The sequence below is a fragment of the Ramlibacter cellulosilyticus genome, from assembly GCF_014297465.1.
GTDB lineage: Bacteria > Pseudomonadota > Gammaproteobacteria > Burkholderiales > Burkholderiaceae_C > Ramlibacter > Ramlibacter cellulosilyticus.
Genome location: NZ_JACORT010000014.1, coordinates 45,442 through 61,530 on the forward strand (window position 1 = coordinate 45,442; position 16,089 = coordinate 61,530).

Below are 16,089 nucleotides of genomic sequence, written 5' to 3' on the forward strand. Positions count from 1 at the left end.
GGCGCGCATGGAACCGCTCTGGAAGCTGCCGCCCTACGAACTGAGCCCCACCGCGGACGGCGGCTGGGCCGTGCAGTCGGAGGAAGGCTTCGGCGAGGCGCTTGCCGTCTTCGCGCCGCTGTACAGGGACGGCGAATGGCGGCTCGCCATGGCCGACGACGACGTGCTCGCCCTCACCGGCGTGGACGACCGCGGCTGGACGCCGGTGCGCCTGCCCGTCGTGGAGCGCGCGACGCACTACCTGTGCATCCTGCGCTACGACCATCCGGCCGACCATCCTTCGAGCACCTGGTTCCGCCTGCAGGTGCCGGGGACGCACGGCCCGAGGCAGGCGCGCGGCCCCGTCGTCGCGGGTTCGGAACTGCGCCGCGGCCTGGAGCGCGTGCGCGAGCACCTGCGCGAACGCTTCGAGCTCTACCTCGTGCCCGCCGCGGCACAGCCCGCCGCGATCCTGCGCGGCAGCGCCGACGCGGTGAGCTTCGCCTTTGCGAGCTGCCAGTACCCGGCCGGTCTCCTGGACCGCCCCGTCGCGCACCGTTCGTACCAGCGCCTCGCCGCCTCGCTGCAGCCGGAAGGCGCCGCGATGCCCGAACGCCTGCTGCTCCTCGGCGACCAGGTGTACACCGATGCCACCTATGGCCTGGTGGACCCCGCGCGCATCGACGACCGCTACCGCATCCCCTACGAAGACTTCGCCGATCGCGAGAACGGGCCCTTCGCGTCCCTGCCGCAGACCCTCCTCGCGCTGCGGCGCATGACGCCGGACGACCACGAGATCCGCGACAACTGGGAGCCGACGCCCGGCGCCGACCCCGTGCGCGACGCGGCACTGGAAGCTTTCTGGAAGTACCAGCGCCGCGCGCCCGCGGCCCGGCAGGTGTGGCTCACCGAAGAGGGACCGGGCTGGCGGCTGTTCGTCACGGACTCCCGCACGCAGCGCTCGCCGCGCGACGAGGACACGCTGCACGAGGCCCTCATCCTCGGCCGCCACCAGACCGATGCGCTGCACGACTGGCTGCGCGCGCCCGACGACGGCCGGCTGAAGGTGGTGAGCAGCGCCGCGATGCTGCTGCCGCGCACGCGCATGAACCTCGACGCGCCGCTGTACCTCGATGCCTGGCAGGGCTACCCGGCGTCGCTGCACGGCCTGCTCGCGCTGCTGTGCGAGCACGAGGTGCACAACGTGGTGTTCCTCTCCGGCGATGCGCACATCGCCTGCGACGCGCGCGTGCAGGTCACGCGGCCGGGCACCGGCAAGCACGCGAGCTTCGCTTCGCTGCACGCGCCGGCGCTGTACGCGCCCTACCCTTTCGCCAACGAGGAAGAAGCCAACCTGCTGCTGCAGGACAGCTTCGCTTTCGGGCACGGCGGCGCCACCTACCACTGCACCGTCTCGGCGCAGGTGCTCGCCGACGGCGCCAACGGCTGCGGCCTGCTGCGCGCGAGCCGGCACGGCGCGCGCTGGTGCGTGGCGTACGAGGTGCTTTGAGGGAAGGCTGGGGTGCGCATGCGCGCAACCCAGCCTACGAAATCCGGACGCCCTGCTCCGCCGCCATGTAGACCGCTTCCGTGCGGTTGCGGGTGCCCAGCTCCTGGTAGATGGCGCGCAGGTGCGTCTTCACCGTGCCGTCGCTGATCCCCAGCTGGCGGGCGATGAGCTTGTTGGAGTTGCCGCGCAGCGCGGCGCGCAGCACGTCCGCCTGGCGCTCGGTGAGCGTGGGGAAGGCATCGCGCACGTCGCGCGTCTGGATGGGGGCCAGCGCGCCGGTGGGCAGGTAGACGCCCCCGTCGGCGATCGTCTTCACCGCCGTCATGAGCTGCGCGGGAGGCGAATCCTTGGGGATGAAGCCGGCGGCGCCGAAGTCGATGGCGCTGCGCACCAGTTCGGCATTGCGGTCGCCAGAGAGCACGACCACCCGCGTCAGCGGCGCGGACTCGCGCAGGGCCTCCAGCGCGTGGGTGCCGGCCAGGCCTTCCATGTGCCAGTCCATCAGGATCAGGTCGAAGGTGCCGTCCTTCGTGGCGGCCACCGCCTCCTCGGCGGAGCCGGTCAGGGTGACTTCCATGCTCGCGTCCAGCTTCTCCAGCAGGAGCCGCAGGCCTTCCCGGAACAGGGAATGGTCATCGCACACCAGAACTCGCATGAAAGGCCTCCTTTCGCCCGTACTGCAGGATAGCGGCGGAAACCCGAACCGATCCGATACCGCGCGATCATGCGACGGGCCGCCGCCGCATGCATCCCCCGAGCGGGCTACGTCTGCACCAGCCGCTTCGCCTTGGAAATCGACATCAGGATCCCGAGCCCCATCCCCAGCGTCACCATCGCCGTGCCGCCGTAGCTGATGAAGGGCAGCGGCACGCCCACCACGGGCAGGATGCCGCTGACCATGCCCATGTTCACGAAGGCATAGGTGAAGAAGATCATCGTCACCGCGCCGGCCAGCAGCCGCGAGAACAGGGTGGGCGCCTCCAGCGCGATCGCCAGCCCGCGCAGCACCAGGAACAGGAAGCTGGCGATCAGGAAGAGGTTGCCCAGCAGGCCGAACTCCTCGGAATAGGCCGCGAAGATGAAGTCGGTGGTCCGCTCCGGGATGAACTCCAGGTGCGTCTGGGTGCCCTGCATGAAGCCCTTGCCGAAGATGCCGCCGGAGCCGATGGCGATCATCCCCTGGATGATGTGGAAGCCCTTGCCCAGCGGGTCGCGAGTGGGGTCGAGCAGCGTGCAGACCCGCTGCTGCTGGTAGTCGTGCAGGATGGGCCAGCGCACGCCGTCGGCGCACAGCGGATCGCCGAACACGACGAGCAGCGTGATGCCCACCAGGCCGAGCGCCAGCGGCGGAATGATCAGCTTCCAGGACAGCCCGGCGAAGAAGATCACCGACAGCCCCGCGGCCAGCACGAGCAGCGACGTGCCCAGGTCCGGCTGCTTCATGATGAGCCCGACGGGCACCGCCAGCAGCAGCACGGCGACGATGAAGTCCAGCGGCCGCAGCTGCCCTTCGCGCTTCTGGAACCACCACGCCAGCATCAGCGGCATGGCGATCTTCAGGATCTCGCTGGGCTGGATGACCACCCCCACGTTCACCCAGCGCTTGGCGCCCTTCTTGGTGATGCCGAAGATCGCCACCGCGATCAGCAGCGCCACCCCGAGCACGTACACCGGGACGGCGAAGCTCATCAGCCGCTGCGGCGGGATCTGCGCGATCACGAACATGATCGCCCCGGCCAGCAGCATGTTGCGCCCATGGTCGAGGAAGCGGGTGCCGTGGTCGAAGCCCGAGCTGTACATGGTCAGCAGGCCGGCGCAGGCCAGGAGGAAGACGGCGAAGGCGAGGGGCCCGTCGAAGCCCTGCAGCATGGGCGCCAGGCGCTGGCGAAACGACGGTTTTTCAAATACGGCGGCCATGCGGAATTATCCTCCGGCCCTCCTCCCAATGGCCGTGGTGTGCGCTGGCGCGGCTGTTACGATCCGCCAGCCCATGAAGATCCTGGTCGTCGACGATCATCCCCTGTACCGCAGCGGCGTGGTCTACACCCTGCAGAACACCGGCCTGGAGGTGGAGGTCATCGAGTGCTCGGCGCTCGCCACCGCCTTCCAGCGGATGGACGACGGCCTGGCGGTCGACCTGATGATCCTGGACCTGCAGATGCCCGGCTACCAGGGCCTGGACTCGGTGCGCGAGGTGCGCTCCCGCCGCCCGGAGGTGCCGGTCCTGGTGCTCTCCGGCAACGAGGACCCGGCCGTCGTGCACGAATGCATCGAGCTCGGCGCCTTCGGCTTCGTGCCCAAGTCCGCGCCGGCCGACCAGTTCCATGCCGCGCTGCAGCTGGTGCTCTCCGGCGGGGTCTACCTGCCGCCCACCAGCCTGAGCGTCGGCACGCCCGCCACGCGCGCGCAGCAGGACGCGTGGGGCCGCCTCGGCGCCCACCTCACGGAGCGCCAGCGCCAGGTGCTGCTCGGCATCGTGCAGGGCAAGCCCAACAAGGTGATCGCCCGCGACCTGGGGCTGTCCGACACCACGGTGAAGTCGCACGTGGCGCACATCCTCGATGCGCTGGTCGTCTCCAACCGCACCGAAGCGGTCTACGCGCTCGCCCGCGCCGGCGTGAGCCTGCGCGACCTGCAGGCGACCGCCGGCGATTCCATCCTCTAGCCTGGGAAAGCCGTGCGCAGCGCCGCCAGCAAGCGCTCGGGCGTGATCGGCTTCTGCAGCACCGGCAAGGCCAGCCCGCGGTCGGCGATGTCCGGCTCGCCCGACACGATCCACGCCGGCACCGGCCCGTAGGCGGCGCGCACGGCCTGCACCGCATCCACCCCCGTGCCTTCGGACAGCCGGTAGTCCGCCAGCATCAGGTCGGGCGCCGTCCCGGCGTTGCCCAGCACCTGCATCAGCTGCGCGAGGGAGCCGCCTTGCGCCACGCGCGCGCCGGCGTCCAGCAGCCAGGCGCACAGCGCCTCGCGGGCGAGCCGGTCGTTCTCCACCACGGCGACCAGGCGGCCTTGCAGCAGCGCGGAACCATGGTCCGGACCGGCAGCCACCTGGCGTCGTCCCGGGTGCGCCAGCGGCAGCCGCACCGTCACCTTGGTGCCGCGGCGGGGCTCGGACGTGATCTTCAGCGGCAGCGCCATCAGGTCGGCCATGTGGCGCGAGATCGCCAGCCCCAGGCCGATGCCCTCGGCCTCCGCCACGCTGGCCGAGCGCCCGCGGAAGAAGGCGTTGCAGGCCTGCGCCAGGTCTTCCGGCTCCATGCCGACGCCCTCGTCCGAGACGCACACGACCACCTCGTCGCCCTCCACGTCCACCTTCAGCACGATCTCGCCGTGCAGCGAGTACTTGTAGGCGTTGTCGAGGAAGTTGCGCAGCATGCGTTCCAGCAGCACGGGGTCGGCCGACACCGTGCATGCGCCCGGCACCTCCATGCGGAAGCGCAGTCCACGTGCTGCGCATTTCTCCGCGAAGCCCGACGCGGCCGCGGCGAGCAGCTGCTCGAGCTGCACCGGCTGCACGACCGCGCGCATGGTGCCGGCGTCGATCTGCGCGAAGTCGACCAGGTGCCGGAACATGCCGTCGATGGACTCGCCGGTGCGCACGATCTGCTGCGCCATCGCGTCGCGGCGGGTGGGATCCGTGGAGCGGCGGAAGATGTCGGCCAGGAACAGGAGTGCCTGCACCGGCTGGCGCAGGTCATGGCTGGCCGCGCCGAGGAAGCGCGAACGGGCACGCTGCGTCTCCTGCTGGCTCACGAGCGCCTCGCGCAGCTGCCGCACGAGCACGGCGTTCTGCTGGGCGGCCTGCACGGTGTCCCGCAGCTGGGACTGCACGATCCAGGCCAGCCGCACCAGCATGGGCGCGCCGAACAGCATGGACACGCCGATCAGCAGCAGCTCCCGCGGCGTTCCCTGGCCGACCCAGCCCACGAACATCGTCGCCAGGCTCGCCGCCAGGTAGCCCGCGTACACGCGCGGCTGCACGGCGAGGATGGAGACCGCCACCGCGAGCCAGCCGCTGATGATGATCGTGAGCACGCTCAGGTCGGGCTGGCCGATGAAGCGCGCGAACAGGGGAACGGAGAGGCTGCCCACCCAGCCGGTCGCCGCGCTGACGATGGCGATGTGCCGCAGGGTCGCCTCGGTCGGGCCGGCGCGCCGCAGCACGCGGTGGAAGTAGGGCTGGCGCAGCACCATGCCCGCCAGGAGCACGGCGAACCACGCCAGGTAGCCCGCCCAACCCGCGGCGGGAACGATCATGAAGCCGAGGATCACGCCGATGGCGAGCGCGCTGTAGCCCCCGGCCCGCGTCTGGGCCAGGATCACGTCGAGGCTGGTGCGGACCAGCTCGGCCGACGTGTCGCCGTCCGTCCCTGTTTCTTCTTGTGCGGCCAACTTCCACTCCGGGTAAGAGTTTGGCTTAAGCGCGGATGGTTCTGCAATTCGTAACGAACGCGCATCTACCATCGGGCGGATGGACGCGACACACCTGTTGTATTTGCACGGCTTCCGTTCCTCGCCCCGCTCCTTCAAGGCCCAGCGCATGGCCGCGGCCGTGCGGGAGCGGTACCCCGCGGTCACCTGGTGGTGCCCGCAGCTGCCGCCCTCCCCCCGCGAGGCCATGGCGATGGTCTGGGACACCGTCCGGCACTGGCCGCAGGACCGCATGGCGGTGGCCGGCTCCTCGCTGGGCGGCTTCTACGCGACCTGGATCGCCGAGCGCACCGGCTGCCGGGCCGTGCTGTTGAACCCGGCCGTGGACCCCGCCCGCGACCTGCACGGCTACATCGGCGAGCAGAGCGCCTGGCACGACCCGAACGAACGCTTCGAGGTCAAGGCAGAGTTCATGGACGAACTGCGGGCGCTGGAATGCGGCCCGGTGCGCCACCCGGAGCGCTATTTCGCGGTGATCGCGAAAGGCGACGAGCTGCTGGACTGGCGGGAAATGACCGGGCGCTACCCGGGCGTGCGCACCAAGCTGCTGGAGGGCGGCGATCACGCGCTCTCGGATTTCGACGAGCACCTGGAAGAGGTGCTGGCGTTTCTGGAGCTGTCAAAACAGCCATGAACGCAGAGGTCGCAGAGGAGGCGCAGAGGTCGCAGAGGGAAACCTGGAATTTCTCTGCGACCTCTGCGTAACCTCTGCGACCTCTGCGTTCAAGAATGCCTCGCCTCCGCCCGGCGGCCGACTTGCGCCCCCATGGGACAATCGGCCCATGTTCGTTCTGTTTGAAGATGCCGGGAAATTCCTGGCCGGCCGGGTGTTGTCCGAGACGGACAGTTCCGCCCAGGTCGAGCTCGATTCCGGCAAGCGGGTGAAGGCCAAGGGGGCCAACATCCTGCTGAAGTTCGAGAAGCCGCAACCCCAGGAGCTGCTGCGCGAGGCGCAGGCCCTGGCCGCCGACATCGACCTGGACCTGGCCTGGGAATTCGCGCCCGAGGAGGAATTCGGCTTCGCCGACCTCGCCCGCGACTACTACAGCGCGCAGGCCACCGTCGCCCAGCAGGCCGCCGCGCTGCTGCGCCTGTTCGAGGCGCCGCACTACTTCCGCCGCGCCGGCAAGGGCCGCTTCCGCAAGGCCTCCGCCGAGATCCTGCAGCAGGCCCTGGCCGCCATCGAGAAGAAGAAGCAGGTGCAGGCGCAGATCGGCGCCTGGGCCGCCGAACTCGCCACGGGCAGCTGCCCGCCGGCGATCCGCGAGCAGCTCTATCGCATCCTGTTCAAGCCGGACAAGAACGCGCCCGAATACAAGGCCGTGGTGGAAGCCTCCCGCAGCACGCACGAGGCGCCCCTCGCCCTGCTGCAGAAGGCCGGGGCCATCACCTCGCCCTACCAGTTCCACTGGAAGCGCTTCCTGCTCGAATACTTCCCCAAGGGCACGGGCTTCCCGCCGGTGGCGGCGCCCCCGATCAAGGAGGAGCTGCCGCTCGCGAACGTGCAGGCCTTCTCGGTGGACGACTCCAGCACCACCGAGATCGACGACGCCTTGTCCGTGCAAGGCCTCGGCACCGGCACGGTCACCGTGGGCATCCACATCGCCGCGCCCGGCCTGGCGATCGCGACCGGCGCGCCGCTGGACCAGGTGGCCCGCCAGCGCCTGTCCACGGTCTACATGCCGGGACACAAGATCACGATGCTGCCCGACGACGTGGTGCAGGCGTACACGCTGCTGGAAGGCCGCGACTGCCCCGCCGTGTCGCTGTACGTGCAGCTCGACGAAGCCTCGCTGGAGGTGAAGGCGAGCGAGACGCGCCTGGAGCGCGTGCCGATCGCCGTGAACCTCCGGCACGACCAGCTCGATGCGCACCTCCCGCAAGCCTGGCTGGAGGACGCCACCGTCCCCGGCCCGGACGTGCCCGAGCCCGCGCAGCGCTTCCGCGCGGAGCTGTCGTTCCTGTTCCGCCTCGCGAAGCAGCTCAAGGCGCAGCGCGAGATCGTGCGCGGCAAGCCCGAGACCTTCAACCGCCCCGACTACAACTTCCGCGTGCCTGGCGCGGGCGACGACGGCCCGCAGGGCGACGAGACGGTGGAGATCACCGTGCGCCGCCGCGGCGCGCCGCTGGACCTGATGGTGGCCGAGGCCATGATCCTGGCGAACAGCACCTGGGGCCAGTGGCTCGCCGAGATCGGCGTGCCCGCCATCTACCGCAGCCAGGCCAGCCTCGCGCCCGGAGTCAAGGTGCGCATGGGGACCAAGGCGCTGCCGCACGCGGGCATCGGGGTGAAGAGCTACGCCTGGAGCACCTCGCCCCTGCGCCGCTACACGGACCTCGTGAACCAGTGGCAGATCATCGCCGCCGCGCGCCACGGGCGCACCGCGGCGCTGGCGGCGCCGTTCAAGCCGAAGGACGCGGAGCTGTTCTCGATCATTTCCGCCTTCGACGCCGCCTATTCCGCCTACAACGGCCACCAGGCGACGATGGAGCGCTACTGGACGCTCAAGTACCTGCAGCAGCAGGGCGTGCGCGAGCTGGAAGCGACCGTGTTCAAGGAAGGCCTGGCGCGTGCCGACGCGGTGCCGCTGGTGCTGCCGGTGCTGGGCGCGGACCTGCCCCGCGGCGCGCGCGTGCGCGTGCGCCTGGGCGAGATCGACCTGATCACGCTGGACGTGACCGGCACCGTCACCGAGCGCCTGGACAGCGCCGCGGAGGCCGCAGTGTCGGCGGAGGACGACACCGACGAGGAAACCGTCGCCGGCCCGATTGCGATCGCCGTGGATGTCACCGACACTCCCGAAGAGGAGGCCGGAGCGGCACCGGCGGCGGCGAATACCTGACCGTGAACCTGAAGTCCCTGAGTACCCTGCAGATCGCGCTGGGCCTGTCCCTTGCCGCGCATGCCGCCGTCCTCTTCGTGCGCATCGTCGACCCGGAGGGATTCAACCGCGTCTTCCAGGACACCCCGCTGGAGGTGGTGCTGGTCAACGCGCACAGCAGCGAGAAGGTCGACAAGGCGCAGGCCATCGCCCAGCGGTCCCTGAATGGCGGCGGCGAGGCCGAGAAGGGCCGCGCCACCTCGCCCCTGCCGCCCTCGGCGCTCACGAGCTTCGGCGACGCCGCCGAGGACGCGCAGAAGAAGATCGACGCGATGCAGGAGCAGCAGATGCTGATGCTGGCGACGATCAAGCGCACGCTGGCCGCCATGCCGCCCTCGGACCCGAAGGAGGCGCGCACCAACCCCGAGGCCGCGGCCCGCGAGGAGAAGCGCCGCCACCTGATGAAGCTGCTCGCCGAGATCGAGAAGCGCATCAACGAGGAAAACGCGCGGCCCAAGAAGCGCTACATCAGCCCGTCGACGCGCGAAGAGGTCTACGCCGTCTACTACGACTCGCTGCGGCGCAGGATCGAGGACCGGGGCACGACGCACTTCCCCGAGCTCGCCGGCAAGAAGCTCTACGGCGAGCTGACCATGATCGTCACCGTGAACCACGACGGCCGCGTGCTGGACACCGAGGTGGTGGAAACCTCGGGCAACCGCACGCTGGACCGCCGCGCCGCGAGCATCGCGCGCTCGGCCGGGCCGTTCGGCAGCTTCAACAGCGCCATGCGCAGCCGCGCCGACCAGATCGTGGTGGTCTCGCGCTTCAAGTTCACGCGCGAGCAGGTGCTGGAAACCACGCTCACCAGCCGCTGAGACAATCGCTGCCGTGGACCGTTATTGCGTCATGGGGAATCCCGTGGACCACAGCAAGTCGCCGTGGATCCATGCGCGCTTCGCGCAGCTCACCGGCGAGCCGGTGGAGTACGGCAAGCGCCTGATCGGGCTGGACGAATTCCCGCAGGCCGTGCGCGCCTTCATCGCCGAAGGCGGCAAGGGCTGCAACATCACCGTGCCCTTCAAGTTCCAGGCGGCGTCGCTGGTGACGGCGCGCAGCGCCCGCGCCGAACTCGCCGAGGCCTGCAACATCCTCACCTTCCGCGACGGCGGGATCCTGGGCGACAACACCGACGGCATCGGCTTCGTGGCCGACGTGGAACGCAATGCGGGCGTGCCCCTCGCGGGCCGCGACGTGCTGCTGCTCGGGGCAGGCGGCGCCGCCGCCGGCGTGCTGGGCCCGGTGCTGGAAGCGCGGCCGCGTCGCGTGGTGGTGGCCAACCGCACCTTCGGCAAGGCGCGCGCGCTGGTGGAGCGCCATGCCTCCCTCGCTGCGTCCATGGGGGTCGAGCTCTCGGCGGCCGGGCTCGACGCCGTGCCGGGCACCTTCGACGTGATGGTCAACGGAACGGCGAGCAGCCTGGGCGGCGGCGGCGTGCCCGTGGACGCGCGCGTGCTGAAACCGGGCGCCCTCGCCTACGACATGATGTACGGGCCCGCAGCCGAAGGCTTCCTGCGCTGGGCGCGCGAGCACGGCGCCACCGGGCGCGACGGGCTGGGGATGCTCGTGGAGCAGGCGGCGGAGGCCTTCCTGATCTGGCGCGGCATGCGGCCGCCGTCGGCGCAGGTGCTCGCGGAACTGCGCGAGGAGCTGGCGCGGTGAAAGCCGTGTTCCGCTGGATCGTCCTGGCGTTGCTGGCGTCCATCGCGCTGGAGCTCTTCTTCATCGGCCGCATCGCGCTGATGGCCGTGGTCGACCCGGAGTCCACCACCTTCCAGCGCTCGGAAGCCTGGAGGATCGCCAACGAGCGCGACCGCCTGCGCTGGACCCAGCGCTGGGTGCCCTACGAGGAGATCTCGGACAACCTGAAGCGCGCGGTCATCGCCTCCGAGGACGGCAGCTTCGTGACGCACGACGGCGTGGACTGGGACGCCATCGAGAAGGCCTGGGCGAAGAACACGAAGGCGGAGGAACTCGCCGCGAAGCGCGCGCAGTTCGCGCCCTCGCGTGCGAAGCCGCCGAAAATCATCGGCGGCTCGACGATCACCCAGCAGCTCGCGAAGAACCTGCTCCTCTCGGGCGAGCGCAACCTGCTGCGCAAGGGCCAGGAACTGGTGCTCACCATGGTGCTGGAGCACACGCTGACCAAGCAGCGCATCCTGGAGATCTACCTGAACAACGTGGAGTGGGGCGAAGGCGTGTTCGGCGCCGAGGCGGCGGCGAAGCACTACTTCCGCAAGCCCGCGAGCAAGCTCACGGCCTACGAGGCCGCGCGGCTGGCCGTGATGCTGCCGCAGCCCAAGCGCTTCGAGAAGATGCCGGCCTCCAGCTACCTGGCCGGCCGCACCTCCACCATCGTGGCGCGCATGCGCGACGCCGAACTGCCTTGAAGGCAGCCCTCTCGCCCTGGGCCGCGCGGGCCTTCGGCTGGTTCCTGCTGAAACTGGTGCGCATCCTCACGGGTGCGCAGGCGCGCTGGACGGGTTGCCCCCCGCTCGCCGAGCAGCGCATCTACTTCGCCAACCACCAGAGCCACGCCGACCTGGTGATGATCTGGGCCGCGCTGCCGCACGAGCTGCGCGCCATCACGCGCCCCGTCGCGGCGCGCGACTACTGGATGAAGACGCCGCTGCGCCAGTGGATCACGACGGCGGTGTTCAACGCGGTCTACGTGGACCGGGAGCGCAAGGAAGGCGGCGACCCGCTCGCGCCGCTGCAGGAGGCGCTGGAGAAGGGCGACTCGATCATCCTCTTCCCGGAAGGCACGCGCGGCGAGGGCGAGGAAGTGCAGCCCTTCAAGTCCGGCCTGTACAGCCTGGCGCTGCAGTTCCCGAACGTGGTGCTGGTCCCGACCTGGATCGACAACATCCACCGCGTCATGCCCAAGGGCGAAGTGGTGCCTGTGCCCATCCTCTGCTCCGTCACCTTCGGCGCACCGATCCGCCTGGACCCCAGCGAGGACCGCCGCGCCTTCCTGGACCGCGCCCGGGCGGCCGTCATCGCCCTGCGCGAGCTATGAACGCGTTCCTGCGCAGCCTCACCCCTTCGCAGCAGGTCGGCACGCTGTTCATCGCGGTGTTCGGCATCCTCGTGCTCACGAGCGTGGCGGCCTTCCTGCTCACGCTGCGCGAGCGCCGCACGCCGCACGACGAGACACGGCATGCGGAGCTGGAAGACTTCCGGCAGCTGCTGGCGACCTCCTGGGGCATGGTGGTCGTGTTCTGGCTGGCGTGGGCCAGCGGCGAGACGGGGGCCACGCTGCTGTTCGCCGTGATCTCCTTCTTCGCGCTGCGCGAGTTCATGACCCTGTCGCCCACGCGCCGGGGCGACCACCGCAGCCTGGTACTGGCGTTCTTCGTGGTGCTGCCCTTGCAGTTCTGGCTGGTGGGGACGCGGCACTTCGACCTCTTCACCGTGTTCATCCCGGTGTACGTGTTCCTCGCCATCCCGGTCGCGAGCGCCCTCTCGGGCGACCCGCAGCGCTTCCTGGAGCGCAACGCCAAGCTGCAGTGGGGCGTGATGGTGTGCATCTACGGCATGAGCCACGTGCCGGCGCTCTTCCTGCTGCAGTTCCCGCGCCTGAACTACGAGGGCAAGCAGGCCTTCCTGGTCTTCTTCGTCGTGATGGTGGTGCAGACCTGCATGCTGGTGCAGCACCTCGTGACGCGCCGCCTGCGGCCGGCCCCCAGCCTGCCCGGCATCAGCAGCAGCTTCGCCTGGCGCACCTGGTCCTGGGGCGTGCTGGCCGGCAGCCTGCTGGGCGCCCTGCTCTCCTTCATCACCCCCTTCAAGCCGGTGCAGGCGCTGCTGGCGGCCTTCGTCGCCTGCGTCGCCGGTTCGCTGGGGCACCTCGTGATGAAGGCGCTCAAGCGCGATCGCGGCGTGACCACCTGGGGGCCGCAGACGCGTTCGACGACGGGCGCCAACGGCCTGCTGGATCGCATGGACGCCTTGTGCTTCGGCGCGCCGATCTTCTTCCACTCGGTGCGCTGGTACTTCGGCGCGTAAGATCCTCCCATGCGCATCCTCGGCATCGATCCCGGCCTCCAGACCACCGGTTTCGGCGTGGTCGACGCCGACGTGCACGAACTGCGCTACGTCGCCAGCGGCACCATCAGCACGACCCACCTGGAACGCGGCGACCTGCCCGCGCGCCTGAAGGTGCTGTTCGACGGCATCGGCGAACTGCGCGAACGCTACCAGCCCGATGCAGCGGCGATCGAGATCGTCTTCGTCAACGTGAACCCGCAGTCCACGCTGCTGCTGGGACAGGCCCGCGGCGCCTGCGTGACCGCGCTCGTCGCCTGTTCGCTGCCCGTGGCCGAATACCTGCCGATGCAGATGAAGCAGGCGGTGGCGGGGACGGGCAAGGCGTCGAAGGCGGAAGTGCAGCAGATGGTGAAGCGGCTGCTGAACCTGCCGGGACTGCCGGGGAAGGATGCGGCGGATGCGCTGGGGCTGGCGATCACGCATGCGCACGCGGCGATCGCGACGGCGCGGATCCAGGAGGCGGGGAAGGTCGCGCGAAGGAATACGAGCGCGTACAAGACGGGGCGGGTGATTTAGCGCCCGACCGGTGGGGTTCGCGTTCGCTCACCTTCCGCGGCTGACGCCGCGCCACCCTACAGCCTTTGCAACGCTGCCGATGTAGGGTGGCGTCGCGCCAGCGACGGAAGGTGAGCGAACGCGAACCCCACCGAAGGGCGCTAAACCGCCAGTCGCTCCAGCACCAGCACGCCGAAAAACACCAGCGCCGCGATCAGCGTCCACTTGAGGATGACCAACCCGAACCGCTTGTACCGCGGATTCCCCGTCCCCGCATAGAACGCGAAGTTCACCGCCGCTCCCAGCAGCAGCAGCATGATCGCCCAGCGGAACAGGAGCATCGACTACCAGGCCCGTGCGGGCTGCGCGAAGCCGGCAGGGGCCTCGCGTTCGTCGCCGAAGCTCACGACCTCGAAGGCGTCCTGGTCGGCGAGCAGCGCGCGAATGAGCTTGTTGTTCAGGGCGTGGCCCGAACGGAAGGCACTGTAGGCGGCGAGCAGGGGCTTGCCGAGCAGGTACAGGTCGCCCATGGCGTCGAGGATCTTGTGCTTCACGAATTCGTCGTCGTAGCGCAGGCCCTCGGCATTGAGCACGCGGTAGTCGTCGACCACGATCGCGTTGTCCATGCCGCCGCCCATGGCGAGGCCGCGGGCCCGCATCATCTCGAGGTCCTTCGTGAAGCCGAAGGTGCGGGCGCGCGCGATGTCGCGCGAGTAGTGGCCGGAGCTCAGGTCGAACTCGTAGCGCTGGCCCGTGGAATTGACCACGCGGTGGTCGAAGTCGATCTCGAAGCCCAGCTTGTAGCCGTGGTACGGGTCGAACCGCGCCCACTTGAGGTTCTCGCCCTCGCCTTCGCGCACCTCCACCGGCCGGCGCACGCGGATGAAGCGGCGCGGCGCGTTCTGCTCCTCGATGCCCGCGCTTTGCAGCAGGAACACGAAGGAGGCGGAAGAGCCGTCGAGGATGGGGACTTCTTCGGCCGTGATGTCGACGTACAGGTTGTCCACGCCCAGGCCCGCGCAGGCGGACATGAGGTGTTCGACCGTGTGGACCTTGGCACCGCCGTTGGAAATCGTCGACGCCATGCGCGTGTCGGTGACCGCCTGCGCGGACACCGGGATGTCGACCGGCTGGGCCAGGTCGACGCGGCGGAAGACGATGCCGGTGTCCGGCTGCGCCGGGCGCAGCGTCAACTCCACCCGCTGGCCGCTGTGCAGGCCGACGCCGACCGCCTTGGTCAGGGTCTTGAGGGTGCGTTGACGGAGCATGGTGCCGATTTTACGGGCAGCACCGAACCCGGCCGTCTGGCTTTCCGCATGCCCCCGATAGAGCCAGCCCATTTGTTCAACCCTCCTCCTCCAGCCTCTGCCGGGCCGGTAAAGCGGTGATGAAGCGGGAGTAAAACCCAGGGACTAGCGCCTAGGGTCTAGGGGTTAGGGCAACAGCCCTCCCTAGCCCCTAGCCCCTAGCCCCTAGCCCCTGCAAGCCGACGTCAGTCGGCTTGCTTCCGCAGGAACGCCGGGATCTCGAAGTCGTCCATCCCGCCGCTGGAGAGCGCGTCCACCTTCGCGGCCGCCTGCGTGCGGTTCGTGCGCCACACGCTGGGCACCGCCAGGTTGCCGTAATCCGCCTGCTGCGCGGAGGCCGCCTGCATCTCGCGGGTCACGATCGCGCCCGGGCCCGCCACCGCATTGTTGATGGTGGGCACGTTGAACGGCACGTTGTCGGTGCCGGTGCGCAGCACCTGCAGCGGGGGCGCCGTGCGGCGCTGCTGGCCGTGGCGGGACAGGCCGGTGGCGACCACGGTCACGCGCATTTCCTCGCCCAGCGATTCATCGTAGGCCGTGCCGAAGATCACGTGCGCGTCCGACGAGGCGCAGGCGCGGATGGTGTTCATCGCCTGCTTGGTCTCGGCGAGCTTCAGGCCGTTCTTGGCGGCGGTGATCAGCACCAGCACGCCCTTGGCGCCCGAGAGGTCGACGCCCTCCAGCAGCGGGCAGGCCACGGCCTGCTCCGCGGCGATGCGCGCGCGGTCCGGGCCGCTGGCCACGGCCGTACCCATCATCGCCTTGCCCGGCTCGCCCATGACCGTGCGCACGTCCTCGAAGTCCACGTTCACGTGGCCCGGCACGTTGATGATTTCCGCGATGCCGCCGACGGCGTTCTTCAGCACGTCGTTGGCGTGCGCGAAGGCTTCGTCCTGGGTGATGTCGTCGCCCAGCACTTCGAGCAGCTTCTCGTTCAGCACGACGATCAGCGAATCGACGTTGGCTTCCAGCTCGGCCAGGCCGTTGTCGGCATTGGTCATGCGGCGGCCGCCTTCCCAGTCGAACGGCTTGGTGACGACGCCCACGGTCAGGATGCCCATCTCCTTGGCCACGCGCGCGATCACCGGCGCGGCGCCGGTGCCGGTGCCGCCGCCCATGCCGGCCGTGATGAACAGCATGTGCGCGCCCGAGATCGCCTGGCGGATGTCTTCCACGCAGGACTCGGCGCACTCGCGGCCCTTGTCGGGCTTGCTGCCGGCGCCCAGGCCGCTGGTGCCGAGCTGGATGTGCTTGTGCGCGCTGCTGCGGGCCAGCGCCTGGGCATCGGTGTTCGCGCAGATGAACTCCACGCCCTGCACGCTGCGCTCGATCATGTGCGCCACGGCGTTGCCGCCGCCACCGCCCACCCCGATCACCTTGATCTGGGTGCCCTGGTGGAACTCCTCGACTTCGATCATTTCGATGCTCATTT

At 69.7% G+C, this 16,089-nt stretch carries 16 protein-coding genes; 10 read left to right on the forward strand and 6 right to left on the reverse strand.

Annotated features, from left to right (window positions below; genetic code table 11):
• Positions 1 to 7: 7 nt before the first annotated feature.
• Positions 8 to 1,489 (forward strand): alkaline phosphatase D family protein, encoded by a 1,482-nt coding sequence (locus H8N03_RS23985; protein ID WP_187078768.1) that lies wholly within the window; start codon positions 8 to 10, stop codon positions 1,487 to 1,489.
• Between the two features lie 34 nt (positions 1,490 to 1,523).
• Here the strand turns inward: H8N03_RS23985 and H8N03_RS23990 are convergent, their stop codons facing one another.
• Entirely contained in the window at positions 1,524 to 2,144 is a 621-nt protein-coding gene (locus tag H8N03_RS23990) for a response regulator (protein ID WP_187078769.1), read from the reverse strand.
• A gap of 107 nt (positions 2,145 to 2,251) precedes the next feature.
• Entirely contained in the window at positions 2,252 to 3,406 is a 1,155-nt protein-coding gene (rodA, locus tag H8N03_RS23995; protein ID WP_187078770.1) for a rod shape-determining protein RodA, read from the reverse strand.
• A gap of 73 nt (positions 3,407 to 3,479) precedes the next feature.
• Between rodA and H8N03_RS24000 the strand changes: the two genes are divergently transcribed.
• Positions 3,480 to 4,154 (forward strand): response regulator, encoded by a 675-nt coding sequence (locus H8N03_RS24000; protein WP_187078771.1) that lies wholly within the window; start codon positions 3,480 to 3,482, stop codon positions 4,152 to 4,154.
• Here H8N03_RS24000 and H8N03_RS24005 read toward each other — a convergent pair.
• Positions 4,151 to 5,884: an ATP-binding response regulator gene (locus H8N03_RS24005; protein ID WP_187078772.1), complete on the reverse strand. Its 1,734-nt coding sequence runs from the start codon at positions 5,882 to 5,884 to the stop codon at positions 4,151 to 4,153. The genes H8N03_RS24000 and H8N03_RS24005 overlap by 4 nt on opposite strands.
• Before the next feature lie 79 nt (positions 5,885 to 5,963).
• Between H8N03_RS24005 and H8N03_RS24010 the strand changes: the two genes are divergently transcribed.
• The 8 genes from H8N03_RS24010 to ruvC all read left to right on the forward strand — a co-directional run bounded on the left by H8N03_RS24010 (position 5,964) and on the right by ruvC (position 13,371).
• Complete coding sequence (locus H8N03_RS24010) at positions 5,964 to 6,557, forward strand: YqiA/YcfP family alpha/beta fold hydrolase (protein WP_187078773.1); 594 nt, start codon at positions 5,964 to 5,966, stop codon at positions 6,555 to 6,557.
• A 148-nt stretch (positions 6,558 to 6,705) separates the two neighbouring features.
• On the forward strand, positions 6,706 to 8,766 hold the full coding sequence (locus tag H8N03_RS24015; protein WP_187078774.1) for a ribonuclease catalytic domain-containing protein: 2,061 nt from the start codon (positions 6,706 to 6,708) through the stop codon (positions 8,764 to 8,766).
• Between the two features lie 8 nt (positions 8,767 to 8,774).
• Positions 8,775 to 9,623, forward strand: coding sequence for an energy transducer TonB (locus tag H8N03_RS24020; RefSeq protein ID WP_187078853.1), 849 nt, complete (start codon positions 8,775 to 8,777; stop codon positions 9,621 to 9,623).
• A gap of 31 nt (positions 9,624 to 9,654) precedes the next feature.
• Entirely contained in the window at positions 9,655 to 10,467 is an 813-nt protein-coding gene (gene aroE, locus H8N03_RS24025; protein ID WP_187078854.1) for a shikimate dehydrogenase, read from the forward strand.
• Positions 10,464 to 11,195 carry a monofunctional biosynthetic peptidoglycan transglycosylase gene (mtgA, locus tag H8N03_RS24030; RefSeq protein ID WP_187078775.1) on the forward strand — a complete coding sequence of 244 codons (732 nt, stop codon included), beginning with the start codon at positions 10,464 to 10,466 and terminating at the stop codon, positions 11,193 to 11,195. Before aroE ends, mtgA begins: the two co-directional genes overlap by 4 nt.
• Positions 11,192 to 11,824: a lysophospholipid acyltransferase family protein gene (locus H8N03_RS24035; RefSeq protein ID WP_187078776.1), complete on the forward strand. Its 633-nt coding sequence runs from the start codon at positions 11,192 to 11,194 to the stop codon at positions 11,822 to 11,824. The genes mtgA and H8N03_RS24035 overlap by 4 nt, the downstream gene beginning before the upstream one ends.
• Complete coding sequence (locus H8N03_RS24040) at positions 11,821 to 12,813, forward strand: phosphatidate cytidylyltransferase (RefSeq protein WP_187078777.1); 993 nt, start codon at positions 11,821 to 11,823, stop codon at positions 12,811 to 12,813. The genes H8N03_RS24035 and H8N03_RS24040 overlap by 4 nt, the downstream gene beginning before the upstream one ends.
• Before the next feature lie 9 nt (positions 12,814 to 12,822).
• A complete protein-coding gene (gene ruvC / locus H8N03_RS24045) occupies positions 12,823 to 13,371 on the forward strand; it encodes a crossover junction endodeoxyribonuclease RuvC (RefSeq protein WP_187078778.1) in 549 nt (182 codons plus the stop codon).
• Between the two features lie 140 nt (positions 13,372 to 13,511).
• Here the strand turns inward: ruvC and H8N03_RS24050 are convergent, their stop codons facing one another.
• The 3 genes from H8N03_RS24050 to ftsZ all read right to left on the reverse strand — a co-directional run bounded on the left by H8N03_RS24050 (position 13,512) and on the right by ftsZ (position 16,087).
• Complete coding sequence (locus H8N03_RS24050) at positions 13,512 to 13,691, reverse strand: hypothetical protein (RefSeq protein WP_187078779.1); 180 nt, start codon at positions 13,689 to 13,691, stop codon at positions 13,512 to 13,514.
• A gap of 3 nt (positions 13,692 to 13,694) precedes the next feature.
• Positions 13,695 to 14,618 carry a UDP-3-O-acyl-N-acetylglucosamine deacetylase gene (lpxC, locus tag H8N03_RS24055; RefSeq protein ID WP_187078780.1) on the reverse strand — a complete coding sequence of 308 codons (924 nt, stop codon included), beginning with the start codon at positions 14,616 to 14,618 and terminating at the stop codon, positions 13,695 to 13,697.
• Between the two features lie 224 nt (positions 14,619 to 14,842).
• Positions 14,843 to 16,087 carry a cell division protein FtsZ gene (gene ftsZ, locus H8N03_RS24060; RefSeq protein ID WP_187078781.1) on the reverse strand — a complete coding sequence of 415 codons (1,245 nt, stop codon included), beginning with the start codon at positions 16,085 to 16,087 and terminating at the stop codon, positions 14,843 to 14,845.
• Between the last annotated feature and the right edge of the window lie 2 nt (positions 16,088 to 16,089).